This is a genomic window from Bradyrhizobium sp. 138 (genome assembly GCF_023074075.1).
Classification (GTDB): domain Bacteria; phylum Pseudomonadota; class Alphaproteobacteria; order Rhizobiales; family Xanthobacteraceae; genus Bradyrhizobium.
Genome location: NZ_JADPKT010000002.1, coordinates 45,485 through 68,583 on the forward strand (window position 1 = coordinate 45,485; position 23,099 = coordinate 68,583).

At 63.9% G+C, this 23,099-nt stretch carries 18 protein-coding genes; 8 read left to right on the top strand and 10 right to left on the bottom strand.

Going from position 1 to position 23,099, the window contains the following annotated elements; genetic code table 11:
• The 5 genes from IVA79_RS00525 to IVA79_RS00545 form a co-directional block, all read right to left on the bottom strand.
• Complete coding sequence (locus IVA79_RS00525; protein ID WP_247549479.1) at nucleotides 1-1,179, bottom strand: ABC transporter permease; 1,179 nt, start codon at nucleotides 1,177-1,179, stop codon at nucleotides 1-3.
• Nucleotides 1,179-2,288, bottom strand: coding sequence for a microcin C ABC transporter permease YejB (locus IVA79_RS00530; RefSeq protein WP_247549481.1), 1,110 nt, complete (start codon nucleotides 2,286-2,288; stop codon nucleotides 1,179-1,181). The genes IVA79_RS00525 and IVA79_RS00530 overlap by 1 nt, the downstream gene beginning before the upstream one ends.
• A gap of 2 nt (nucleotides 2,289-2,290) precedes the next feature.
• Nucleotides 2,291-4,177, bottom strand: a complete 1,887-nt coding sequence (locus IVA79_RS00535) for an extracellular solute-binding protein (RefSeq protein ID WP_247549483.1) — start codon at nucleotides 4,175-4,177, stop codon at nucleotides 2,291-2,293.
• 14 nt (nucleotides 4,178-4,191) lie between these two features.
• Nucleotides 4,192-6,093, bottom strand: a complete 1,902-nt coding sequence (locus tag IVA79_RS00540; RefSeq protein ID WP_247549485.1) for an extracellular solute-binding protein — start codon at nucleotides 6,091-6,093, stop codon at nucleotides 4,192-4,194.
• 212 nt (nucleotides 6,094-6,305) lie between these two features.
• Nucleotides 6,306-6,860: a c-type cytochrome gene (locus tag IVA79_RS00545; protein WP_247549487.1), complete on the bottom strand. Its 555-nt coding sequence runs from the start codon at nucleotides 6,858-6,860 to the stop codon at nucleotides 6,306-6,308.
• A gap of 234 nt (nucleotides 6,861-7,094) precedes the next feature.
• On the opposite strand from IVA79_RS00545, the gene IVA79_RS00550 reads away from it, so the two are divergent.
• A complete protein-coding gene (locus IVA79_RS00550; RefSeq protein WP_247549488.1) occupies nucleotides 7,095-7,835 on the top strand; it encodes a 3-deoxy-manno-octulosonate cytidylyltransferase in 741 nt (246 codons plus the stop codon).
• Between the two features lie 38 nt (nucleotides 7,836-7,873).
• The gene (locus IVA79_RS00555; RefSeq protein ID WP_247549490.1) at nucleotides 7,874-8,731 is read left to right on the top strand and encodes a prephenate dehydratase; all 858 of its coding nucleotides are present in this window, start codon (nucleotides 7,874-7,876) and stop codon (nucleotides 8,729-8,731) included.
• Between the two features lie 26 nt (nucleotides 8,732-8,757).
• On the opposite strand, the gene IVA79_RS00560 is transcribed toward IVA79_RS00555, so the two are convergent.
• The gene (locus IVA79_RS00560; RefSeq protein ID WP_247549491.1) at nucleotides 8,758-9,771 is read right to left on the bottom strand and encodes an LLM class flavin-dependent oxidoreductase; all 1,014 of its coding nucleotides are present in this window, start codon (nucleotides 9,769-9,771) and stop codon (nucleotides 8,758-8,760) included.
• Between the two features lie 382 nt (nucleotides 9,772-10,153).
• On the opposite strand from IVA79_RS00560, the gene metF reads away from it, so the two are divergent.
• Together metF and metH are read left to right on the top strand one after the other, a co-directional pair.
• Nucleotides 10,154-11,074 (top strand): methylenetetrahydrofolate reductase [NAD(P)H], encoded by a 921-nt coding sequence (gene metF, locus IVA79_RS00565; protein ID WP_247549493.1) that lies wholly within the window; start codon nucleotides 10,154-10,156, stop codon nucleotides 11,072-11,074.
• 6 nt (nucleotides 11,075-11,080) lie between these two features.
• Nucleotides 11,081-14,926 (top strand): methionine synthase, encoded by a 3,846-nt coding sequence (gene metH, locus IVA79_RS00570; RefSeq protein ID WP_247549495.1) that lies wholly within the window; start codon nucleotides 11,081-11,083, stop codon nucleotides 14,924-14,926.
• Between the two features lie 1,017 nt (nucleotides 14,927-15,943).
• On the opposite strand, the gene IVA79_RS00575 is transcribed toward metH, so the two are convergent.
• Both IVA79_RS00575 and IVA79_RS00580 read right to left on the bottom strand, forming a co-directional pair.
• Entirely contained in the window at nucleotides 15,944-16,573 is a 630-nt protein-coding gene (locus IVA79_RS00575; protein WP_247549497.1) for a glutathione S-transferase family protein, read from the bottom strand.
• 141 nt (nucleotides 16,574-16,714) lie between these two features.
• The gene (locus tag IVA79_RS00580; protein ID WP_247549499.1) at nucleotides 16,715-17,017 is read right to left on the bottom strand and encodes a winged helix-turn-helix domain-containing protein; all 303 of its coding nucleotides are present in this window, start codon (nucleotides 17,015-17,017) and stop codon (nucleotides 16,715-16,717) included.
• A 27-nt stretch (nucleotides 17,018-17,044) separates the two neighbouring features.
• Here IVA79_RS00580 and IVA79_RS00585 point away from each other — a divergent pair, with 27 nt between their 5' ends.
• Genes IVA79_RS00585 through IVA79_RS00595 form a run of 3 tightly spaced genes read left to right on the top strand, consistent with a single transcriptional unit; the run spans nucleotide 17,045 to nucleotide 19,058 of the window.
• Nucleotides 17,045-18,028, top strand: coding sequence for a threonine/serine dehydratase (locus IVA79_RS00585; RefSeq protein WP_247549501.1), 984 nt, complete (start codon nucleotides 17,045-17,047; stop codon nucleotides 18,026-18,028).
• 11 nt (nucleotides 18,029-18,039) lie between these two features.
• Nucleotides 18,040-18,459 (top strand): DUF6636 domain-containing protein, encoded by a 420-nt coding sequence (locus IVA79_RS00590; protein WP_247549503.1) that lies wholly within the window; start codon nucleotides 18,040-18,042, stop codon nucleotides 18,457-18,459.
• Between the two features lie 2 nt (nucleotides 18,460-18,461).
• Nucleotides 18,462-19,058, top strand: coding sequence for a hypothetical protein (locus IVA79_RS00595; RefSeq protein WP_247549504.1), 597 nt, complete (start codon nucleotides 18,462-18,464; stop codon nucleotides 19,056-19,058).
• Between the two features lie 188 nt (nucleotides 19,059-19,246).
• On the opposite strand, the gene IVA79_RS00600 is transcribed toward IVA79_RS00595, so the two are convergent.
• Both IVA79_RS00600 and glpK read right to left on the bottom strand, forming a co-directional pair.
• Nucleotides 19,247-19,840 carry a GNAT family N-acetyltransferase gene (locus tag IVA79_RS00600; RefSeq protein ID WP_247549506.1) on the bottom strand — a complete coding sequence of 198 codons (594 nt, stop codon included), beginning with the start codon at nucleotides 19,838-19,840 and terminating at the stop codon, nucleotides 19,247-19,249.
• A gap of 196 nt (nucleotides 19,841-20,036) precedes the next feature.
• Entirely contained in the window at nucleotides 20,037-21,542 is a 1,506-nt protein-coding gene (gene glpK / locus IVA79_RS00605) for a glycerol kinase GlpK (protein ID WP_247549508.1), read from the bottom strand.
• A 360-nt stretch (nucleotides 21,543-21,902) separates the two neighbouring features.
• On the opposite strand from glpK, the gene IVA79_RS00610 reads away from it, so the two are divergent.
• Nucleotides 21,903-23,099 (top strand): MBOAT family O-acyltransferase, encoded by a 1,197-nt coding sequence (locus IVA79_RS00610; protein WP_247549510.1) that lies wholly within the window; start codon nucleotides 21,903-21,905, stop codon nucleotides 23,097-23,099.

Here is a 23,099-nt window from a genome sequence, read left to right on the forward strand (position 1 = left end):
CTACCTGAACGTCTTGCGCGGATCGAAGGCGTCGCGCACCGCTTCGCCGATGAAGATCAAGAGCGACAGCATGATCGCGACCGAGAAGAAGCCGGAGAATCCGAGCCAGGGTGCCTGCACATTGGACTTGGCCTGCGACAGCAATTCGCCGAGCGAAGGCGATCCCGGCGGCAGGCCGAAGCCCAGGAAATCAAGCGCCGTCAGCGTCATCACCGAGCTCGACACGATGAAGGGCAGGAACGTCATGGTCGCGACCATGGCGTTCGGCAGCAGGTGCCGGAACATGATGATCGGGTTGGAAACGCCGAGCGCCCGCGCCGCCTGAATGTATTCGAAGTTGCGCCCACGCAGGAACTCGGCCCGCACGAGACCGACCAGCGAGACCCAGGAGAACAGCAGCAAGATGCCGAGCAGCACGAAGAAGCCGGGCACCAGGACCGAGGACAGGATCAGGAGAAGGTAGAGCGAGGGGATCGCTGTCCAGATCTCGATGAAGCGCTGGAAGATCAGATCGACCCGACCGCCAAAATAGCCTTGCACCGCCCCCGCTGCGATACCGATGACGGACGAGATGATGGTGAGGCAAAGGCCGAACAGCACCGAGATGCGGAAGCCATAGATCAGCCGCGCGACCACGTCGCGCCCCTGATCGTCGGTCCCGAGCCAGTTATATTCGAGATCGCGGCAACTCTTCAGCCCCTTCTTCTCCACCACCGGCTTGCACTGCTTCTCGGTCAACATCCAGGTCGGCGGCGATGGCGCCGGCGTCGGCAGATCGAGATTGTGGGTGTCGTATGAATAGCGGATCAGCGGCCAGACGATGGTGCCGTTCTTGTCCTTGATGAGCTTCTGCAAATAGGGATCGCGGTAGTCGGCCGCGGTTTCGAAGTCGCCACCGAAGGTGGTTTCCGAATAGGTGACGAAGGCCGGCCAATAGAGACGGCCGTCGAACTTGATCAGGAAGGGTCGGTCATTGGCGATCAGCTCGGCGAACAGCGAGACCACGAACAGGGCGATGAATATCCAGAACGACCAGTAGCCGCGACGGTTCGCCTTGAAGTTCTGCCAGCGCCGCCTGTTGAGCGGCGAAGGGGCGAACGACTTGCTCGTGATCGGCACGGCATCGCCGAGCGGCGACTTCGCAGTGGTCTCGATCGGCGTTGGCGCGGTAATCGTCATCAGACCTCCCGCGCCTCGAAATCGATCCGGGGGTCGATCCACATATAGGTCAGATCGGAGATCAGATTGATCACGAGACCGACCAGGGAAAAGATGTAGAGCGTACCGAACACCACGGGATAGTCGCGGTTGAGCACGCTCTCGAAGCTGAGCAGTCCCAGCCCGTCCAGCGAGAAGATGGTCTCGATCAGCAGCGAACCTGAGAAGAAGGCATGAATGAAGGTCCCGGGAAAGCCGGCGATCACGATCAGCATCGCATTGCGGAAGACATGGCCGTAAAGCACCCGGCCTTCGCCGCACCCCTTGGCGCGCGCTGTCATGACGTATTGCTTGCGGATCTCGTCCAGGAATGAGTTCTTGGTCAGGAACGTCATGGTGGTGAACGCACCGAGCCCCATGGCGATCAACGGCAGCGTCAGATGCCAGAAATAATCGGCGATCTTCCAGTACCAGGGAAACTGCGACCAGCCGTCCGATGTCAGGCCGCGCAACGGGAACCAGTTGAAGAAGGAGCCGCCGGCAAACAGGATGATGAGGAGGATTGCGAAAAGAAACCCGGGAATGGCATAGCCAAGCACGAGAACGGTCGACGTCCAGGTGTCGAAGCGCGTGCCGTCCTTCACCGCCTTGCGGATGCCGAGCGGGATCGAGATCAGATAGGTGATCAGCGTCAGCCAGATCCCGAGCGAGATCGAGACCGGCAGCTTCTCCTTGATGAGCTGGATTACGCTGACGTCGCGGAAATAGCTCTTGCCGAAATCGAAGCGGGCGAAGTTCCACACCATCAGGGCGAAGCGTTCCGGCGCCGGCTTGTCGAAGCCGAACTGCACCTCCAGCTTCTTGATGAAATCAGGGTCGAGGCCCTGCGCGCCGCGATATTTCGAGTTGATGGCATCGCCACCGGCGCCGGCCTGCCCGGGCGCGCGCTGCGCAAAGTCGCTACCGCCCGAAATCCGCGAGGTGCCGCCGGTGTCAGCCCCGGACAGCTGCGCGATCACGCGCTCGACCGGGCCGCCCGGCGCGAACTGCACGACGACGAAGGAGACGAACAGGATCCCCAGCAGCGTCGGGATCATCAGGAGGATGCGGCGGGCGATATAGGCGCTCATGATTATTTCGCCTGCTCGAGCTTGGCGGCCTTGGCGGGTTCATGCCACCAGATGTCGGGCGCCCCGACGCCATTGGCATAACGCGGCAGCTTTTGCGGGTGGCCGAACTGATCCCAATAAGCCAGCCGGTGCGTCTTGTTGTACCATTGCGGCACCCAGTAGCGGCCGGCGCGGAACAGGCGATCGAAGGCGCGGCAAGCGACGGTCAATTCCTCGCGGCTGTCAGCCGCCATGATTTTTTCGATCATGGCGTCGATGGCCGGGTTGGCGATGCCTGCGAGATTGTACGAGCCCTTGGTGTTCGCGACCTGCGAGGAGAAGAACGAGCGCATGGCATCGCCCGGCGTCGCCGACATGCTGAAGCGCTGGATCGTCATGTCGAAGTCGAAATCGTCCTGGCGCGCCCTGTGTTGCACGGCATCGACGAGGCGCACGTTGGCCTCGATGCCGAGCGTCGCGAGATTCTTGATGTAGGGCGCATGATGCGGCTGGAAGGACGGCTCGTCCAACAGGAACTCGATCCTGAACACCTCGCCGTTCGGCAGCATCCGCTTGCCATCCTTGATCGGCAAGCCGGCCTCGTTCAGCAATTGCTGCGCCTTGCGCAGAAGGCTGCGGTCCTGTCCGGAACCGTCCGTGACCGGCGGCGTGAATGGAGCCGCGAACACGTCGTCCGGAACCTGACCGCGAAACGGCTCCAACAGCTTCAGCTCTTCCGGCGAAGGCGGCGCATCACCCGCCATGAGGTCCGAGTTCTGGAATGGCGACACCGTACGGGCATAGGCACCGTACATGATGGTCTTGTTGGTCCATTCGAAGTCGAACGCGTTGGTCAGAGCCTCGCGCACGCGCGGGTCTTTGAACTTGTCGCGCCTTGTATTGATGAACCAGCCTTGCGCGCCGGACGGCGTGTCGTCGGGCACGACCTCCATCTTGACGCGGCCATCCTTGACGGCCGGGAAATCATAGCGCGTCGCCCAGATGCGCGAGGTGAACTCCTCGCGATAGAGATAGCTCTTGCCGGTGAAACCCTCGAAGGCGACATCGCGGTCGCGATAGAACTCATAGCGCACGACGTCGAAATTGTAGCTGCCGCGGCAGACTGGGAGATCGGCAGCCCACCAGTCCTTGACCCGCTCGAACTCGATGTAGCGATTGACCTCGAACTTTCCGACCCTGTACGGACCGGAGCCGAGCGGAGTATCCAGCGTCGATTCATCGAACGGGCGAGACGCGTAGTACGCTTTCGAAAAGATCGGCAGTCCGGCGACATAGAGCGGCACGTCGCGGGCGCGTCCCTTGGCAAAGATGACAACGAGCGTTGCGTCATCGAGCGCCTCCGCGCTCACAAAGTCGCGCATCTGCACGATGATCAGGGGGTGGCCCTTGGCCTTCAGCGTCATCAGCGAGAACGCCGCATCATGCGCAGTGAGCCTGGAGCCGTCGTGGAATTTGGCCTCCGGCCGCATCGTGAAGCGATAGACCAGCCTGTCCGGCGATATCTGCACGGATTTGGCGGCAAGCCCGTACATCGCGTCCGGCTCGTCGCTTGCCCGCACCATCAGCGGCGAAAACGTCATGTCCATGCCTTGCGCGCCGTCGCCCTTCAGAATGAAGGCGTTGAGCGAGTTGAAGGTCTGGTAGGACTGATTGTGCGATTTCGTCGACGGAATCAGCGAGAACGTGCCGCCCTTCGGCGCAGCCGGATTGACATAATCGAAATGGTGGAAGTCGGCGGGATATTTGAGATCGCCGAACGCCGAAATGCCGTGAGCCTCAACCCCGGCCTCCGATGCATGCGCGCCACGCATCGGCCGCGCGCCTAGCGACGCACCGAGGGCGCTGCCGACACCCAAAGCCAGCACATGGCGGCGTGACATCTGCGTCATGCGGGCAATGTCCTTCACGACTTCTTTGCGATCCGCGCCGCCTTGTCTGCGTCGTACCACCAGATGAACGGAAAGCTGGATTGACCGTATTTGGGCATTTCCGCCGGCCGGCCAAAGCGATCCCAGCGCGCGGTGCGGACCTTGTTATACGTCCATTGTGGAACGACGTAGTGATTCCACAGCAGCACGCGGTCGAGCGCCTTTGTCGCCGCGACAAGCTCGTCCCTATCCTTCGCGAAGATCACACGATCGATCAACTTATCTACCGCCGGATTCTTGATCCCCGTTATATTGTCGGACCCGGCCATGTCAGCGGCTTTAGAGCCCCAACGTTCCCGTTGCTCATTGCCGGGAGACTGCGACTCCCCCCAGGACTTTGTGACGATGTCGAAATCCCACTCGCGTGTCCTGTTCTCGTACTGGGTCGGATCGACCGTCCGCACGCTGACGGCAATGCCGAGCCGCTCCAGCGAGGGCTTGTAGAACAGTGTGATCCGCTCGAAGTTCGGATCCGAGTTCAGCAATTCCAGCGAGAACTGGGCGCCGGTCTTGACGTCGATCAGCTTGCGGTCGCGAACCTCAAAGCCGGCCTCCTTGAACAGGCGCAGCGCCTCCCGGAGGTTGTCGCGCACGGCTTCCGGATTGCCGCCGACCGGATTGGTGTAGGTCGTCGTGAAGACTTCGGGCGGGACTTCGGCGCGGACGGTCTCGAGGATCTCGAGCTCCTGGCCCTGCGGCAAGCCGGTTGCCATCAGCTCTTCGATGCCGTCGAAATAGCTGCTGACGCGCTTGTATTGACCGAAGAAGATCTGCTTGTTCATCTCCTCGAAGTCGAAGGCGTAGTTGAGCGCACGGCGCACGCGAGGATCGCTGAACTTGGCGCGGCGTAGGTTCGGCACGAAGGCCTGCATCACGCCCGAGCTGCGATTGGCGAATTCTTCGAGGATCACGCGCTTTTCGCTCACGGCCGGGAAGTCGTAGGCGGTCGCCCAGTTCTTCGCGCTGTTCTCGGTGCGCCAGTCCACCTGGTCGGCCTTGAAAGCCTCGATCGCCACGGTGGCGTCGCGGAAATATTCGTAGCGTAGCTCGTCGAAATTGTTGCGGCCCACATTGGCCGGCAGGTCGCGGCCCCAATAGTCCTTGACGCGCTCCAGTGCGATCGACCGTCCTGCAACGAAGTCTTTGATCTTGTAGGGACCGGAGCCGAGCGGCAATTCGAGCGTGGTGGCGGAGACGTCACGCTTGCGGCCCTGCGCGTCGGTCCCCTCCCACCAATGCTTCGGCAAGACGATGAGCTGCCCGACGATCTGCGGCAGCTCGCGATTGCCCGGCGCGTCGAACACGAACTTCACCTCGCGCTCGCCGACCTTCTCGGCCTTCACCACATGGCTGTAATAGGCCGAGTACATCGGGTGGTGCTTCTTGAACGAATCGAGCGAGAAGATCACGTCATCCGCGGTAACAGGCTTGCCGTCGTGCCATTTGGCTTGCGGCCGCAAGCGGTAAGTGACGAAGGAGAAATCGTCCGGATGGCTGACGGCTTCCGCCAGCGCGCCGTATTCGGTCGAGACTTCGTCGAGGGAGGCCGTCGTGAGGGATTCATAGATGAAGGCAACGGCACCAGCGACCTGCCCCTTCACGCCGGACACGACGATGTTGAAATTGTCGAAGGTGCCGACGGCGATCTGGCGGGCGACGCCGCCTTTGGGCGCTTCCGGATTGACGTAGTCGAAGCGCTTGAAATCGGCGGGGTACTTGACCTTCCCGAACAGTGACAGCGCGTGGCGCCAGGGAAGCTCACTGGCAGATTGCGCGCGCGCCGTGCCGATGGCGGGAACGCTGCCCAGGGAACCAAGGGCGGGAAGCGCTGCGACAGCAGTGCCGGTGAGCAGGAGATCGCGTCGGGTAATGGCCAAATCAACATCCCTGTCTTGAAGGAGGCTACTCCTTTAAGTTCCCAATATAGGCGAGGTTTCGACCGAATATGTTGCTTTTTCCTCATCTTGAAAGGCCCCATGGCCTGTCAGATGCGGCCAAACGCCCCGATAAATTCGCCGCAAGGCTCGAATAAGGAAACGGCCAGGCTTTTCAGCCTGGCCGGATCTTCCAAGACAGGTTTCTCGAGGCCTTACTTCGAGGCGGTCGGCAGCGGCTGAGGATGCTCCGACAGCGAATTCAGATAGGCGATGACGTCGGCGCGCTCGGAATCCTTGGGAATGCCGGCGAAGCCCATCGCCGTGCCGGGGATGAAACCCTTCGGGTTGGCAATGAACTTGTTGAGATCATCGAATGTCCAGGTGCCGCCCTTGGCCTTCATGGCAGCGGAGAAGTTGAAGCCGCCGCGGCCCTCGCCCCGCTTCTCGCCGACGACGCCATAGAGGTTCGGACCAACGCGATTCGGGCCGCCCTTCTCAAAAGTGTGGCAGGCGCCGCACTTCTTGGCGGCGGCAGCGCCCTTCTCGACGGACGCGGTCTGGAGCAACTTTTCGATCGGCTCGGAAGCTGCAGCTGCGGCGCCGCCCTCCTTGCCGTGGCCGGCATCTTCCTTCACGGCGATCTCGAAGCCCGGCTTTTCCGGCATCTTGGGCGAGAACAGCGCATTCGCGGTGAAGCTCGTCACCAGCAGAAGGAGGCAGGTGCCGAGCACGGCACCGAGAATCTTGTTGAGTTCGAAAGAGTCCATTTCCGGCCAGGCCCCACACCGCAAGAAGGATCGAGCGGCCGGGCGGCCGCCAGGACGAGCCTCGGGAGAATCAAACGTTCCTTATTGTTTCCCCGAGTTTTGCCATTGAGATATCGGTTTGCCCAGGGTCTGGCAACCCGTATAAGCGACCCGGCTTTCAACCCGTTCCCACGCCATTTCTCGGCGCGGAAAACGCCTTGTTTCCAGGCTCTTGACCCCAGACCTTCGAACCCAATGATCGATCCTCGCATCCTGGTGCTGATCCCGGCCCGCATGGCCGCCACCCGCCTGCCCGGCAAGCCGCTCGCCGATATCGCGGGCCAGCCGATGATCGTGCATGTGCTGCGCCGCGCCGAGGCCGCCGGTATCGGCCGGGTCGCGGTCGCAACCGATACGCCGGAGATCGCCGCGGTCGTGGCGGCCCATGGCGGCGAAGCCGTGATGACGCGCGCCGACCACCCCTCTGGTTCGGACCGCATCCACGAGGCCATGCAGAAGCTCGATCCTGAAGGGAAGGCGGAGATCGTGATCAACCTCCAGGGCGATTTCCCGACGATCACGCCGGCAACCATCCGGGAGGTGCTGCCGCCCTTTGCCGATCCGGCGGTCGACATCGTGACACTGGCCTCGCAGATCCACAGCGAGGAGGAGGACCTCGCGCCGAGCGTGGTGAAGGCCATCGGCTCGCCGATCGGGCCGCGGCGGCTGCGGGCGTTATATTTCACCCGCGCTACCGCCCCTTACGGCAATGGACCGCGTTACCACCACATCGGCCTCTATGCTTACCGCCGCGCGGCGCTGGAGCGGTTCGTATCGCTGCCGCCTTCGCCGCTGGAGCGTCAGGAAAGCCTGGAGCAGCTTCGAGCCGTGGAAGCCGGTATGCGCATCGACATCATGATCGTCGACAGCGTGCCCCGCGGCGTCGACACGCCGCCTGATCTGGAAACCGCGCGCAGCATCCTTTCCAAATCCTGAGCGGCTGCTACAAGGCGCCGCAGGAGCACTTTTAAGACATGAGCAAGCTGAAAATCGCATTCCAGGGCGAGCCCGGGGCCAATTCCCATATCGCCATCGTCGAGGCCTATCCCGACGCCGAGCCGATGCCCTGCGCCACCTTCGAGGATGCGCTGTCGGCGATCTCGTCGGGCGAGGCCGATCTCGGCATGATCCCGATCGAGAACTCGGTCGCCGGCCGTGTCGCCGACATCCATCATCTCCTGCCGGCCTCCGGCCTCTTCATCATCGGCGAGTGGTTCTTGCCGGTTCGGCATCAACTGATGGCGGTGAAGGGAACGAAGATCGACGACATCAAAAGCGTCGAGAGCCATGTCCATGCGCTCGGCCAGTGCCGGCGCATCATCCGCAAGCTCGGCATCAAGCCGATCGTGCACGCCGATACCGCCGGCAGCGCGCGCAACATCTCGGAACGCAACGACAAGAGCGTCGCCGCGATCGCCTCGCGCCTCGCCGCCAAGATCTACGGCCTCGACATCCTCGCCGATGACATCGAGGACGAGGCGCACAACACCACCCGCTTCGTGGTGCTGGCGCGCGAGCCGAAATGGGCCGCGCAGGGCTCAGGCCCGCTGGTCACCACTTTTGTATTCCGGGTGCGCAATTTGCCCGCCGCGCTCTACAAGGCGCTCGGCGGCTTTGCCACCAACGGCGTCAACATGACCAAGCTCGAGAGCTACATGGTCGACGGCAATTTCTTCGCCACGCAGTTCTATGCCGACGTCGACGGCCACCCCGAGGACAAGGGTCTTGCGTTCGCGATCGAGGAGCTGAAGTTCTTCTCGCGCGAATTCCGCATCGTCGGCGTCTATCCGGGCCATCCGTTCCGCGCGACCTTCAGCGAAACGCAGGATTGACGCTTCACCCTCCCCTGGAGGGTGAATTACGCAGCTGCTCTAAGCCCGAACGCCTCCGCCAGCAGCGAATACGACGTCTTCCGCGCCGCGTGATCGTACACGGCGGTGATCACCATCAATTCGTCCGGCTTGCTCGCATCGATCAGCTGCTGCAGCTTCTTCCGCACCGTCGCGGGACTGCCGACGAACAGGCGCGAGCGGTTGCGCAGGATCGAGGTGCGCTCGGCGTCGGAGTAAGGATAGGCCATCGCCTCCTCGACGCTTGGCAGCGGCAGATATTGACCGCGGTCACGGCGAAGGCGGTTGAGGTCGAACGAAGAGGCGAGACGTTCGGCCTCCTCATCGGTATCGGCCGCGATGGCCGCGACCGCGAGGATCGCATGCGGACTCGCACGCCAGGACGACGGCTGGAAGCGGTTGCGGTAATGCACCATCGCATCGATCGCGTCGTGGGAGGCGAAGTGATGGGCGAAGGCGAAGCCCATGCCGACCTGCGCAGCCAGCTCCGAAGAATAATCGCTGGAGCCGAGCAGCCAGATCGGCGGCAGCGCGGTATCGTCGGGCATGGCGACGACGTTGTTGTAGGGATGCCCTGCGGGGAATTCGCGCGTCTGCCACAGAATCAGTTCGTGCAGCCGCTCCAGAAAATCGTCGCCCTCGCGGCGGTCGAGCCGGCTGCGCAGCGCGTAAGCCGTCGCACCGTCGGTGCCGGGCGCGCGGCCGAGGCCGAGGTCGATGCGGCCGGGAAACAGCGCCTCGAGCATCTTGAAGCGCTCGGCCACCACCAGCGGCGCGTGATTGGGCAGCATCACCCCGCCGGAGCCGACGCGGATATGCTTCGTCACCGCCGCGATCTGCCCGATCATCACGTCGGGCGCGGGGCTCGCGACCGAAGCGAGGTTGTGGTGCTCGGCGAGCCAGTAGCGGACATAGCCGAGCCCGTCGACGTGCCGCGCCAGGTCGATGCTGTTACGCAGCGCCGCGGCGGGCTTGGTGCCTGATGTGACGACGGAGAGGTCGAGGACGGAAAGCGGGATCATGGCGCCTTAACCTAATGGAGGACCGCGCAGCGGCAATGGGCGGCTGCGCAGGCCTGACGTGTGCGGCGGCCGATGAGCTGAGGCGAGTGACGGTGGGCAGATTAACGTCTCTATAACGAGTTCATTAGCTTGCCCACCGGACAGAATTCCTCGATCCGGCCTCGGAAATTCTATAATTTATTGATATTTCTTGACTATCTCGATAATACCGATCTCCCACAGAAATGGATACATGACCAACAATTCTACAGTTTTTGCCATAAGTGGGCCACATCCCATTCATGATGGGCTGTCGATCACCCCGCCTTTGGCTTATCTTGGCAAGCGAGAACCTGACCGTCGGCCGCCGAAACCCGGCGACAAATCTGGAGTGAATGGTGCCATGACCGATCTGACGATTCCTGCCCGAGCCGACGGGCAAGACGGGCACCTGAAGCGTCCCGCGATCTCCTTCGAGTTCTTTCCGCCCAAGACGGAAGATATGGAGCGCAATCTCTGGGAGACCATCAACCGGCTCGCCCCGCTCGAGCCGAAATTCGTCTCGGTGACCTACGGCGCCGGCGGTTCGACCCGCGAGCGTACCCACTCCACCATCTCGCGCATCCTGAATGAGACCGCGCTGCTGCCGGCGGCGCATCTGACCTGCGTCGGGGCCTCGCGCGGCGAGATCGACGAGATCGTCGACCGCTATCACGAGGTCGGCGTCCGCCACATCGTGGCCTTGCGCGGTGACCCCACCGGCGGCATCGGCACGCCCTATGCCAGCCATCCCGACGGCTATCAGAGCTCGGCCGACCTCGTCGCGGGGATCAAGAAGCGGCATGGCGATATCGAAGTGTCGGTCTCGGCCTATCCCGAGAAGCACCCCGAAGCGCGCGACTTCGATGCCGATATCGACACGCTGAAGGCCAAGGTCGATGCCGGTGCGAGCCGCGCGATCACCCAGGTGTTCTTCGACAACGATCTTTACTTCCGCTATCTCGACCGCGTCCGCGCCCGCGGCATCGACATTCCGATCGTGCCGGGCATCATGCCCATGCACAATTTCAAGCAGGCGCGCAATTTCGTCACCCGCGCCGGCACGACCGTGCCGGACTGGTTCGCCGCGAAATTCGAAGGCCTCGACGAGGACGCCGAGACCCGCAAGCTGGTGGCCGCAACGGTCGCGGCCGGCCAGGTGCAGAAGCTGGCCAAGCACGGCGTCGACACCTTCCACTTCTACACCATGAACCGCGCCGATCTCGTATTCGCGATCAGCCATTTGCTCGGCATCCGCGCCAAGAGCGCGCAGAAGGCAGCGTAAGAGAAAATGACCGTCCCCGTTTCCGCCAAACGAACTGCCCTGCTCAACGCCGCCCGCGAGCGCATCCTCGTGCTCGACGGCGCGATGGGCACGATGATCCAGAACCTCCAGTTCGACGAGAAAGCCTTCCGCGGCGAGCGCTTCAAGAACTTCCATCGCGACCTGCGCGGCAACAACGATCTGTTGATCCTGACCCAGCCGCAGGCGATCGAGGACATCCACGCCGCCTATCTGCGTGCCGGCGCCGACATCGTCGCGACCAACACCTTCTCGACGACCTCGATCGCCCAGGCCGACTACGACCTCACCGACATCGTCTATGAGATGGCGCGCGAAGGCGCCCGCCTCGCCGGCAATGCCGCGCGGCGCGTCGAGGCCGAGGACGGCAAGCCGCGCTTCGTCGCGGGTGCCATCGGCCCGACCAACCGCACCGCCTCGATCTCGCCCGACGTCTCCAATCCCGGCTACCGCGCCGTCACCTTCGACGATTTGCGCAAATCGTATGGCGAGCAGATCAACGGCATGCTCGACGGCGGCGTCGACCTGCTGCTGGTCGAGACCATCTTCGATACGCTGAACGCGAAGGCGGCGCTCTATGCGATCGCCGAGATCACCGAACAGCGTGGCATCGACATGCCGGTGATGGTATCTGGCACCATCACCGACAAATCCGGCCGCCTGCTCTCGGGCCAGATGCCGGAAGCGTTCTGGAATTCGGTGCGGCACGCAAAACCCATCACCATCGGCTTCAACTGCGCGCTCGGCGCCGAAGATTTGCGCGCGCATATCGCCGATATCGGCCGCGTCGCCGACACGCTCGTATGTGCTTACCCGAACGCCGGCCTGCCCAACGAATTCGGCCAGTACGACGAGACGCCCGAATACATGGCGCGCCTGGTCGGCGAGTTCGCGCGCGATGGCTTGGTCAACATCGTCGGCGGCTGCTGCGGCACCACGCCGGACCATATCGCTGCGATCGCAGCTAGCGTCGCCCCGCACAAGCCGCGCATCGTGCCGGAGATCGCACCGCGCCTGCGGCTGTCCGGCCTCGAGCCGTTCGTGCTGACCGAGGCGATTCCCTTCGTGAACGTTGGCGAGCGCACCAATGTCACGGGCTCGGCCCGCTTCCGCAAGCTGATCACCGCCGGCGACTACACCGCTGCGCTGCAGGTCGCGCGCGACCAGGTCGAGAACGGCGCCCAGATCATCGACGTCAACATGGATGAGGGCCTGCTCGATTCCGAAGCCGCGATGGTGACCTTCCTCAACCTCGTTGCCGCCGAGCCCGACATCGCCCGCGTCCCGGTGATGGTGGACTCCTCGAAATTCTCGGTGATCGAGGCCGGCCTGAAATGCGTGCAGGGCAAGCCGGTCGTCAACTCGATCTCGATGAAGGAAGGCAAGGAGAAGTTCATCCACGAGGCCAAGATCGCCCGCCGCCACGGCGCGGCCGTGGTGGTGATGGCGTTCGACGAGGTCGGCCAGGCCGACACGTTCGCGCGCAAGACCGAGATCTGCAAGCGCGCCTACGACATCCTGGTGAACCGCGTCGGCTTCCCGCCCGAGGACATCATCTTCGATCCCAATATTTTCGCGATCGCGACCGGCATCGAGGAGCACAACAATTACGGCGTCGACTTCATCGAGGCGACGCGCTGGATTCGGCAGAACCTGCCGGGCGCGCACATTTCGGGCGGCGTCTCCAACCTGTCCTTCTCGTTCCGCGGCAACGAGCCGGTACGCGAGGCCATGCACTCGGTGTTCCTGTATCACGCCATCAAGGCCGGCATGGACATGGGCATCGTCAATGCCGGGCAGATGATCGTCTATGACGACATCGACCCCGAGCTGCGCCAGACGTGCGAGGACGTCGTCCTCAACCGCGATCCAGGCGCGTCCGAGCGCCTCTTGGCGCTGGCCGAGAAATTCCGCGGCAAGAAGACGGAAGGCAAGGAAGCCGATCTCGCCTGGCGCGAATGGCCGGTGGAGAAGCGGCTGTCGCATTCGCTGGTGCACGGGATCACCGAGTTCATCGAGCAGGACACCGAGGAAGCCCGCAAGAATTCGTCGCGCCCGCTCGACGTGATCGAGGGCCCGCTGATGGCCGGCATGAACGTGGTCGGCGACCTCTTCGGCGACGGCAAGATGTTCCTGCCGCAGGTGGTGAAGTCCGCCCGCGTCATGAAGCAGGCGGTGGCCTGGCTGATGCCGTTCATGGAGGAAGAGAAGGCGCGCAATCTCGCCAACGGCATCGGCACCGAAGGGTCCTCGTCCGCCGGCAAGATCGTGCTCGCGACCGTCAAGGGCGACGTGCACGACATCGGCAAGAACATCGTCGGCATCGTGCTCCAGTGCAACAATTTCGAGGTGATCGACCTCGGCGTGATGGTGCCCGCCGCCAAGATCGTCGAGATCGTGAAGGCGGAGAAGGCCGACATCGTCGGCCTGTCGGGCCTGATCACGCCCTCGCTCGACGAGATGGCGTTCTTCGCCGGCGAACTGCAGCGCGAAGGCCTCAAGCTGCCGCTCTTGATCGGCGGCGCCACCACCAGCCGCGTGCACACGGCCGTCAAGATCGACCCGAGCTATCGCTCCGGCCCCGTCGTGCATGTCAATGACGCCAGCCGCGCCGTCGGCGTCGCCTCCTCGCTGCTCTCGCCCGAGAAGCGCGAGGCCTATGCCGCCGAGGTGCGGGCCGAATACGCAAAGATCTCGGACGCGCATCTGCGCGCGCAGGCCGACAAGAAGCGGCTGAAGCTCGCGGCGGCGCGCGCCAACCGCGTGCCGGTCGATTTCGCCAAGAGCAAGCCGGTCAAGCCGACCTTCCTCGGCATCAAGAGCTTCGACGACTACGACCTCGCCGAGCTGGTCGACTGCATCGACTGGACGCCGTTCTTCCAGACCTGGGAGCTCGCGGGACGCTTCCCGGCCATCCTCAACGATTCCAAGGTCGGCGAAGTCGCGCGTTCGCTCTATGACGACGCGCGCAAGATGCTCGACACCATCGTTAGGGAGAAATGGTTCCGGGCGCGCGCGACGATCGGCTTCTGGCCGGCGAACGCTGACGGCGACGACATCGTGCTCTATGCCGACGAGAGCCGCACGAAGAAGATCGCGACGCTGCACACGCTGCGCCAGCAACTCGAGAAGCGCGAGGGACGCTTCAACGCGGCGCTGGCCGACTTCATCGCGCCCGCGGGCGTGCCCGACTATGTCGGCGGCTTCGTCGTCACCGCTGGCATCGGCGAGGACGCGGTCGCCGATCGCTTCAAGATGGCCAATGACGACTACTCCTCGATCCTGTGCAAGGCGCTGGCTGACCGGCTCGCCGAAGCCTTCGCCGAGCGCATGCATGCCCGCGTGCGCCGCGAGTTCTGGGCCTACGCACCGGACGAGGCGCTCACCAATGACGAGCTGATCCTGGAGAAATACTCTGGGATCCGCCCCGCGCCCGGTTATCCCGCGCAGCCCGACCACACCGAGAAGGCGACGCTGTTCGAGCTGCTCGATGCGGAGGCAACCTGCGGCGTGAAGCTGACCGAGAGCTTTGCGATGTGGCCGGGCTCGTCCGTATCCGGGCTCTATTTCGCCAGCCCCGAGAGCTACTATTTCGGCGTCGGCAAGATCGAGCGCGATCAGGTCGAGGACTACGCCGCGCGCAAGGGCATGAGCGTCGCGGAAGCCGAGCGCTGGCTCGCGCCGGTGCTGAACTACATTCCTTCGCAGCAAGACAAGGCCTTCACGGCAACGCCGGCGAATGACGAGGCGTCAAAAGATCTCGCCTCGCATCCGCCCGGCTGCACCTGCGCCGTGCATCTCGTCTGGCAGAAGAAGCGCGCGGGCGCCGGATAGGCGCACGCTCTCTCGTGTCCCGGACGCGCTGCAACGCCCTTCGCGTTGCGGCGCAGAGCCGGCACCCAGGAGCGGCAAGGCAGGCGGCAGTGCCGTAAGCTGGGCAAAGGCGCGCAGCGCCGTGCCCACCAAAATTCAATCGCGACACGAGATGCGTTGGCACGCTTCGCTTTGCCCACCCTACGATTTCGGAGGTTGTGACTCGCAGACATGCCTTCTCCCTCTCGCAGCGCTCTGCGCCCGAGTTTTGCTCTCCGCATCACGCCCTCAACCGTGCCGTAGGGTGGGCAAAGCGAAGCGTGCCCACGCATTTTTCGCGATCGAGAGAGATGGTGGGCACGGCGCAAGGGCACCTTTGCCCGCCCTACGATGTCGGCGGTTGTGATGCGCAGACACACCTTCACCTTCTCGCGGCTTGTTTCGCCCGAGTTTTGCTCTTCGCATCGCGCCCTGAATACGAAAGGGCGCAGGGAAGGCCGGGCGCCGGCTGGCACCCGCTGTCCGTCGTGCGATGAGAATGCACACGCCATGCACAACGGATGGACAGGTGAAGCCGAGAACGTCCGGCCTTCCCTGCGCGATGTTTGACGGCGTATGGCGCGCTCTCCCCGGAGACGAGTTCCTGCTTGCCTCCGTCACCTCGCGAATTGGCGGTGCGCGTCGCCCGGTTGGGCTCAGCGCACCTCCGCAAGGCTTGGCTGTAGCATCGACAGCCAGGACCACGCGATTTGGCCGTACGCTTCAGCGCCGCTCGTCCGCACGCGATCAGGACCTCACGGGGTGATCCCGCCCTGCTCCCGCCATTCGTGCACGACGCTGCCGCGTCCACCGCTCCCCGATCCGCGGTTCGTGACGACGTACGACCGCCCCTTTCGCCGGATCAGGATGGCCGACACATACGCCGAAACCGAATTTCGGTAAATCGGAATATTTTGAGCGACGTCGATTGACCCAGCGCTAGTGTGTTTTGCCCGTCCGGGCATCGCACGATCTGGTAGCTGGGCCGAGCACCGGGGCCTACCCCTTCGGCGGCGCCAGGGGCTGCACGACCTCCTTGAACGGCGCCAGCGCCTCGCAGCGCTCGGCATGCGCGCTCAGCGCCGGATAGCGTGACGCATCAAACAGCTGCGGGTGCGCCTCGCGGGTAAAGCGGACGACGCAAGCCACCGCGACGTCGGCATGGCCGATCCGATCGCCCAGCCAATACGGCGTCGCCACCTTGGCGCGCTCGGCCTCGAGCACCTTCAGAACGTCCGCAATCTGCGCCTGGCAGCGCTCGACCCATAGTGCAAGCTGCTCCTTTCGCAACACGCGCTCGTAGAGCAGGCTGACCGCCTTGTCGCCGAGGCCGGAGGCGAGCGCGCAGATGCGCAAGTGCTTGCGCCGCTCAGGCCCGCTGCGCGGCAGCATCGTCTGCGCCTCGCCGACGAGATCGTCGAGATAATCCAGGATGATCGTGCTCTCGATCAGCGCCTCGCCGTCGTCGAGCACCAGGGTCGGCACACGGCGTAGTGGATTATACGGCGCGATCTTGTCGGCATCGCCGAAGGTCGACCACGGCCTGTGCTCGAAGGCGATTCCGTAAAGCTTCAGCGCAATCGCGACGCGGCGGACGAAGGGGGAATCATATTGGCCGATCAGGAACATGGTTCTCGCTCTTCTCAATCGTTGGACACGGCAGGGCCGGCCAGTCTCCACGACCAGCTGGGTGCGACGCAAGAAACATCTTGGAAATGGAGCATTGCGCCGGCCGCAACGGCGCTCGCGACAGCATCGCGCGCGCCGCGCTCAGAGGCCGTCCTGGATCGAGCGCTTGATCGCGGCGATGGCGGTCTCGTTGCGCTTGTACATCGTCCACTGCTTGATGCGCTTGGCGCGCACCAGCTTTGCTGCGGTCAACACCCGCATGTGCTCGCTCACGGTGGGGGCGCTGACGCCGAGCTTTTCGGCAATCAGCAATCCGCAGACACCGTCCTCGACCAGGTCGCCGTCCGCCTGCTCACGAAAATGCCGCCGCGGATCCCGCAGCCAGTCCAGGATCTGCAGGCGGCGTTCGTTGGCGAGTGCGCGCAAGGCGACGGCAAACTTCATTTAGCTATTTTGCTAATTACCTAATTGATGTCAACTCTCCGATGCGCTATCAAGGACGCCATCATGACAGTCACCATGGACATCACGCGGGAGCGGATTGCGGCGACCGAGGCGGTCATCCGTCCGCATGTCAGGCGCACGCCGCTTCTTCAGGCCGATCTCGCCGATTTCGGCCTGCCGGCCGCGCCGGTCACGTTCAAGCTGGAGATGCTGCAGCATTCCGGATCGTTCAAGGCGCGCGGCGCCTTCGCCAATCTGCTGCTGCGGCCGGTGCCGGAAGCCGGTGTGGTCGCCGCATCCGGCGGCAACCACGGCGCGGCCGTCGCCTATGCGGCGCAGCGGCTCGGCATTCCCGCCACGATCTTCGTGCCTGATATCACATCACCGGCCAAGGCCGAGCGGATCAAAGGCTACGGCGCAAGTCTGGTGATCGCGGGCAGCCGCTATGCCGATGCGCTCGCCGCGAGCGAGGCGCATGTCGCGCAGACCGGGGCGCTTGCCGTCCATGCCTACGACCAGGCCGAAACGCTGCTCGGCCAGGGCAGCGTCGGACTGGAGCTGGAGCAGGACGTGCCCGGCATCGACACGCTGCTGGTGGCTGTCGGCGGCGGCGGACTGATCGGCGGCATTGCGGCGTGGTTCGGAGGCAGGACGCGTATCGTCGCGGTCGAGCCAGAGCAATCGCCAACCCTGCACGCCGCGTTCGAGGCGGGCGCGCCGGTCGATGCGCCGGCCGGCGGTCTCGCCGCCGACAGCCTTGCGCCGCGGCGCGTCGGCGAACTGATGTTTCCGATCGCGCGCGCCCATGTCGAGCGCGTCGTCCTCGTCAGCGACGAGGCGATCCGGCAGGCCCAGGCCGCCCTGTGGTCGCGCTTGCGACTCGTGGCCGAGCCAGGAGGTGCGGCCGCATTTGCCGCTATGCTCTCCGGCCGCTATCGTCCCTCACCCACCGAGCGCGTCGCGATTCTGGTTTGCGGCGCGAATACGACGGCGGTGAATTTCGACAGCTGAATGGGAATGGCATGACGGGACTGCGCGGACTGATCCTGATAGCGATCCTGCTGCCGATGATCGGTGCCGCCCAATCCCAGGAGCGCCCGATCGGCTTTCTGACGCCATCGAAGAACATCGCCTGCCAGGTCTTCACCGACGACGGTCAAGGCGTGCTCCGCTGCGACATCATGAACATGGACGCGCGCCCGCGCCGCCCCGCCGATTGCGAGCTCGACTATGGCCACGCCTTCGAGATGAGCGCGAAGGGCACTGCCGGCCGCATCTGCGCCGGCGACACCGTGATGGATACTTCGCTGCCGGTGCTCGCCTATGGCGAGGTGTGGCAGCGCGCGGGATTCACCTGCCGGTCGGAGCAGACGGGGCTGACGTGCTTCAATGCGATGCAGCGGGGTTTTTCGCTGGCACGGGGGAAGCAGGAGGTGTTTTGAGCATGCTCGACCAGAACGACAAGAATACCGACGAGAAGCCATCACTCAGTATCTTGGGCGTCTACTCGTTTAGCGCCGACAAGGCCACCTATGCCCGCTTCATCCGAGAGCTGATCGATTCGCACGATCCGCCTAATTTCAGCGAAGAAGTGAAGGATATCCTCCGTCTCGGCGGCCGGGGTGACGAGATGGCGCCGCTGACTCCTGAGGAGCGACAGGATCTGGAAAGCGAGCTGCGCTTCTATATGGACGACGCCGCGGTTCTCGAGGTCCTGGTGAAGAGTCCGGACCCACAGTTTAATCCCCATGACTTCGCGCAGATTGACCCGGCCAACCCCAAGGACCACTCGGAGATGACGTGGAACGAGATGTTCCTGACGTCAGATGGCGAGACGGAGATCAGGACCGACTACAGGCAAAGGCTGCCTGCGGCCAAGCAATATCGCGTGGTGTTCGTCATCCATCGCTGGATACCTAGCCTCCCACTGCTTTCCAGCTACGGAGAGCTTCAGGCTCCTCCCGTGCAGCCGCTCCCAGAGCGATTATGGCGCCTCGCTCCCTATGAGCTTCCGGAGCCGAGTGTTGGTGCATTCCGGTAGTCCGGAGCGCACCATCCGAATGGGTCGGCCCGTTACCCCATCCACGGCCGCTAATTGGAAGATTGACAGCAGCGCAGCACTCCGTCCTTGCGAGCGAAGCGAAGCAATCCAGAATCTCTCCGTACAGACATTCTGGATTGCTTCGTCGCAAGGGCTCCTCGCAATGACGGTGAGGAGGAAGCCGCGCACTATTCGATGATCGGCACATGCTTCGCCGCGGTCCGCGGCGCGGTGCCATCAAGCCGCGGATCGTCGGCGATCTCGATCTGGCGGCGGAAGGGGCGGAAGCCGGAGCGCTGATAGAAGGCGACGGCGGAGGGGTGGTCGAACGTGCAGGTGTGGACCCAGACGCGGCGGATGTCGCGTGACCAGGCGCGCTCCAGCGCGCGGTTCATCAGGAAGCGGGCGGCGCCGGTGCCGATCAAGCTAGACGTGACCCCGAAATAGGTCAGCTCGCACTGGCCGGGCTCACGGAAGTCGAGCTCGAGCAGGCCTTCGTCGTGGCCGTCGAGGACGAGGACGTAGACTTCAACTCCCGGCGCGCGGATGATCGCGGCGAGCTCGGCGTCGGTCATGCGGACGCGCGAGAACCACAGCCAGTCCTCGCCGACGCGGCGGAAGAGATCGCGGTACCAGGGAAGCGCGGGCCTATCGACCTTGCGCAGGGTCCAGGCGCCGGGCGGATCCTCGCGGCGTGCTGGAGGCGCGGTCATCTCCAGATGGGTGACGACGGCGGCGATCTTGCCGGCGGGGACGTCGGAATAGCCGTCGGGGAGGATCATGATTGGCTGCTTTCGTTCGCTCAAGGTCCGCCCGTGACGCTCGCGCCATATTCCGTCATTGCGAGCCAACGGGTTCGCGCGAAGCGCGGCCCGATGACAGGCTCCACAAAGCAATCTAGACTGTCTCCGCGGACACAGTCTGGATTGCTTCGTCGCAAGAGCTCCTCGCAATGACGTGGAGAGAGAGCGTGTATCTCTACCCCTCCCCCTCGTCGCTCGCCAGCACGCCCTTCACCGCCCTTGCCCAGCCGGCGAGCTTCCGCTCGCGCGTCGCCTGGCTCATGTTCGGCTTGAAGCGGTGCTCCAGGCGCCAATTGTCGGCGAACTTTGTCGGCTCGGGATAGACGCCGGCGTTGAGGCCGGCGAGATAGGCGGCGCCCAGCGCGGTGGTCTCCTGGATCACGGGGCGGTCGACGGGAGCGTCCAAGAGATCGGCGAGGCGCTGCATGGTCCAGTCCGACGCGGTCATGCCGCCGTCGACGCGGAGCACGACGCTGGCGGTCTCCGAGCTTGGCCAGTCCGCGCGCATCGCGGCCCAGAGATCGAAGGTCTGGTAGCAGACGCTTTCCAACGCGGCATGCGCGAGCTCCGCGGGACCGGTGTTGCGGGTGAGCCCGAACAGCGCGCCGCGCACGCGGGGATTCCAGTAGGGCGCGCCCATGCCGACGAAGGCGGGGACGAGATAGACGCTCTGCATGGAATCGGACTGATCGGCGAGAGGCCCGGTCTCGGCGGCGTGCTTGATGATGCCGAGGCCGTCGCGCAGCCATTGCACCGCGCTGCCGGCGACGAAGATCGAGCCTTCGAGTGCGTAGGTGCGCTTGCCATCGAGCTGATAGGCGACTGTCGTGAGCAGCTTGTTCTTCGACACCACCGGCGTGGTGCCGGTGTTGAGCAAGGCAAAACAGCCGGTGCCGTAGGTGGACTTCATCATGCCGGGACGGAAGCAGGCCTGGCCGATGGTTGCGGCCTGCTGGTCGCCGGCGATGCCGGAGATCGCAATCGCGCCGCCGAACAGATCGGGCGTGCTTTCGCCGAAGCGGGCGGAAGAATCCTTCACCTCGGGCAGCATCGAGCGCGGCACGCCGATGATCTCCAGCAGCTCGTCGTCCCACGCGCCGGTGTGGATGTTGAACAGCAGCGTGCGTGAGGCGTTGGTGGCATCGGTGGCGTGCACCTTGCCGCCGGTGAGGCGCCAGAGCAGATAGCAATCGACGGTGCCGAACATCAGCTCGCCGCGCGCGGCGCGGGCCCGCGCGCCGGGGACGTGGTCGAGGATCCAGGCGACCTTGGTGCCCGAGAAATAGGGATCGATGATCAGGCCGGTCTTCTGCGAGATCACGGGCTCGCGGCCGTCCGCTTTCAGTTTTGCGCAGATGTCGGCGGTGCGGCGGTCCTGCCAGACGATGGCGCGGTGTACGGCCTGCCCGGTCGCGCGGTCCCACACCACCGTGGTCTCGCGCTGGTTGGTGATGCCGATCGCGGCGATGTCCTTTGCACTGATACCGGCCTGCGCGATCGCCTCGCGGCAGACCATCACGGTCGAGGTCCAGATGTCCTCCGGCTCGTGCTCGACCCAGCCCGAGGCCGGGAAATGCTGCGGAAATTCCTGTTGCGCTTTGGCAGCGATGGAAATATCGCCGCGAAACACGATCGCGCGCGAGGAGGTGGTGCCTTGGTCGATGGCGAGGACGAAAGACATGGCGGCTTACCCTTGGCGTTATGTCGGCGTTTTCTTGGCGTTGCCCCGGAGGGATCGTGTCGCGCCAAAGGGAGCGGATTGGAGGCGGAAGGTCAAGATTGGATGAGGGGGACGCCTCCCCTTCTCCTCTCCCACAAGGGAGAGGGGAAGAAGCAGCTTCGGCCGCAAGGCTAGGACCGCTTCCGCAAAGATGGTACACGCCGGACCGGGGAAACGCGGCGGCATGACCTTTACTTCCTTTCAGTTCGGCACCTTCGTCGCGGTCGTGTTCGGCGCCTATTACCTGCCGGCGCTGCGCCGTTTCCAGGTGCAGTTGCTGGTAGCCGCGAGCGTGTTCTTCTACGGCTTCGGCCAGTTGCGGTGCTGGGCACCCATGTCTGCCTGGTGCTCGCGTTCGAGAACCGCGCCGTCTGGATGCCGGCCGGCATCGTCTTCAATCTCGGTCTGCTGGCGTTCTTCAAATACAAGTTCCTGTTCGTCGATGCTGGCGCGGCCGATCTGACCGGCGCTGCACCGATCGACGTCCTGCTGCGGCTGCGGCTGCCGATCGGCATTTCGTTCTTCGTGTTCCACAACATCAGCCTGCTGGTCGACCTGACGCGCGAGAAGCGCGCCGCACCCCTGCGCGATGTGTTCCTCTACATCATCTTCTTTCCGCAGCTCGTCTCCGGTCCGATCACCCGCGCCGCCCAGTTCATGCCGCAGATCGTTCCCAAGCGAATCGATGACGTTGTCTTCATCGAGGCCGCGAGATGGATTCTCCTCGGCTATTTCTTCAAGCTGTATGTGGCGAACAATCTCAACGAGATGACGTCCTATATGGACTTCCCGCTTTACGAGACGCTGCGCACGCAGGACCGCTGGCTGCTGGTGTTCCTCTACAGCTACCAGATCTACGCCGACTTCTTCGGCTACTCGGCGATCGCGCTCGGCCTCGGCTTGCTGTTCGGCTACCGCCTGCCCGTCAACTTCAACCTGCCCTACATCTCGACATCGTTTTCCGAGTTCTGGACGCGCTGGCATATCTCGCTGTCGAGCTGGCTCAGGACCTATCTGTACATTCCGCTCGGCGGCAACCGGCATGGACGGATGCGCACCTATCTCAACCTGATGATCGTGATGACGCTCGGCGGGCTCTGGCATGGCGCGAGCCTGAGCTACGCGCTGTGGGGCATGGCGCACGGGCTGCTGCTGGTCGTCGAGCGGCCGTTCCTGAAATTTCTCGGCGATGCGGGCCCTGCGCTGCGGGTGCTCCGGATGGGGATCGTATTCTTCTGCGTCACCATGCTCTGGATCTTCTTCAAGCTGCCGAACTTCGACCACGCGCTCGGCTACCTCAAGGGCATGTTCACCGCGACGGACGCGCCCAATCCGCCAAAGCTGTTCACCAATCTCGCTTTGCTCTGCGCCTTGCCGGTGATCATCCAGCATGCCGGCATCGGCGTGCTGGTCGCGGGCCGGCTGCGGCGGTGGGAGCCGTATCTCTATGGTGCGCTGGCGGCGCTCGCTTACCTCGAAGCCGGGCCCTACAGCGCCTTCATCTACTTCCAGTTCTGA

Bases quoted from the DNA above. Each gene is read 5' to 3' on its own strand.
- IVA79_RS00585 (WP_247549501.1), top strand. From the start codon at position 17,045: ATGTCAACTCTCCGATGCGCTATCAAGGACGCCATCATGACAGTCACC.
- metH (WP_247549495.1), top strand. From the start codon at position 11,081: ATGACCGTCCCCGTTTCCGCCAAACGAACTGCCCTGCTCAACGCCGCC.
- IVA79_RS00525 (WP_247549479.1), bottom strand. From the start codon at position 1,179: ATGACGATTACCGCGCCAACGCCGATCGAGACCACTGCGAAGTCGCCG.
- IVA79_RS00580 (WP_247549499.1), bottom strand. From the start codon at position 17,017: ATGAAGTTTGCCGTCGCCTTGCGCGCACTCGCCAACGAACGCCGCCTG.
- IVA79_RS00600 (WP_247549506.1), bottom strand. From the start codon at position 19,840: ATGATCCTCCCCGACGGCTATTCCGACGTCCCCGCCGGCAAGATCGCC.
- IVA79_RS00555 (WP_247549490.1), top strand. From the start codon at position 7,874: ATGAGCAAGCTGAAAATCGCATTCCAGGGCGAGCCCGGGGCCAATTCC.
- glpK (WP_247549508.1), bottom strand. From the start codon at position 21,542: ATGTCTTTCGTCCTCGCCATCGACCAAGGCACCACCTCCTCGCGCGCG.
- IVA79_RS00545 (WP_247549487.1), bottom strand. From the start codon at position 6,860: ATGGACTCTTTCGAACTCAACAAGATTCTCGGTGCCGTGCTCGGCACC.
- IVA79_RS00595 (WP_247549504.1), top strand. From the start codon at position 18,462: ATGCTCGACCAGAACGACAAGAATACCGACGAGAAGCCATCACTCAGT.
- IVA79_RS00575 (WP_247549497.1), bottom strand. From the start codon at position 16,573: ATGTTCCTGATCGGCCAATATGATTCCCCCTTCGTCCGCCGCGTCGCG.
- IVA79_RS00530 (WP_247549481.1), bottom strand. From the start codon at position 2,288: ATGAGCGCCTATATCGCCCGCCGCATCCTCCTGATGATCCCGACGCTG.
- IVA79_RS00560 (WP_247549491.1), bottom strand. From the start codon at position 9,771: ATGATCCCGCTTTCCGTCCTCGACCTCTCCGTCGTCACATCAGGCACC.
- metF (WP_247549493.1), top strand. From the start codon at position 10,154: ATGACCGATCTGACGATTCCTGCCCGAGCCGACGGGCAAGACGGGCAC.
- IVA79_RS00535 (WP_247549483.1), bottom strand. From the start codon at position 4,177: ATGACGCAGATGTCACGCCGCCATGTGCTGGCTTTGGGTGTCGGCAGC.
- IVA79_RS00590 (WP_247549503.1), top strand. From the start codon at position 18,040: ATGACGGGACTGCGCGGACTGATCCTGATAGCGATCCTGCTGCCGATG.
- IVA79_RS00550 (WP_247549488.1), top strand. From the start codon at position 7,095: ATGATCGATCCTCGCATCCTGGTGCTGATCCCGGCCCGCATGGCCGCC.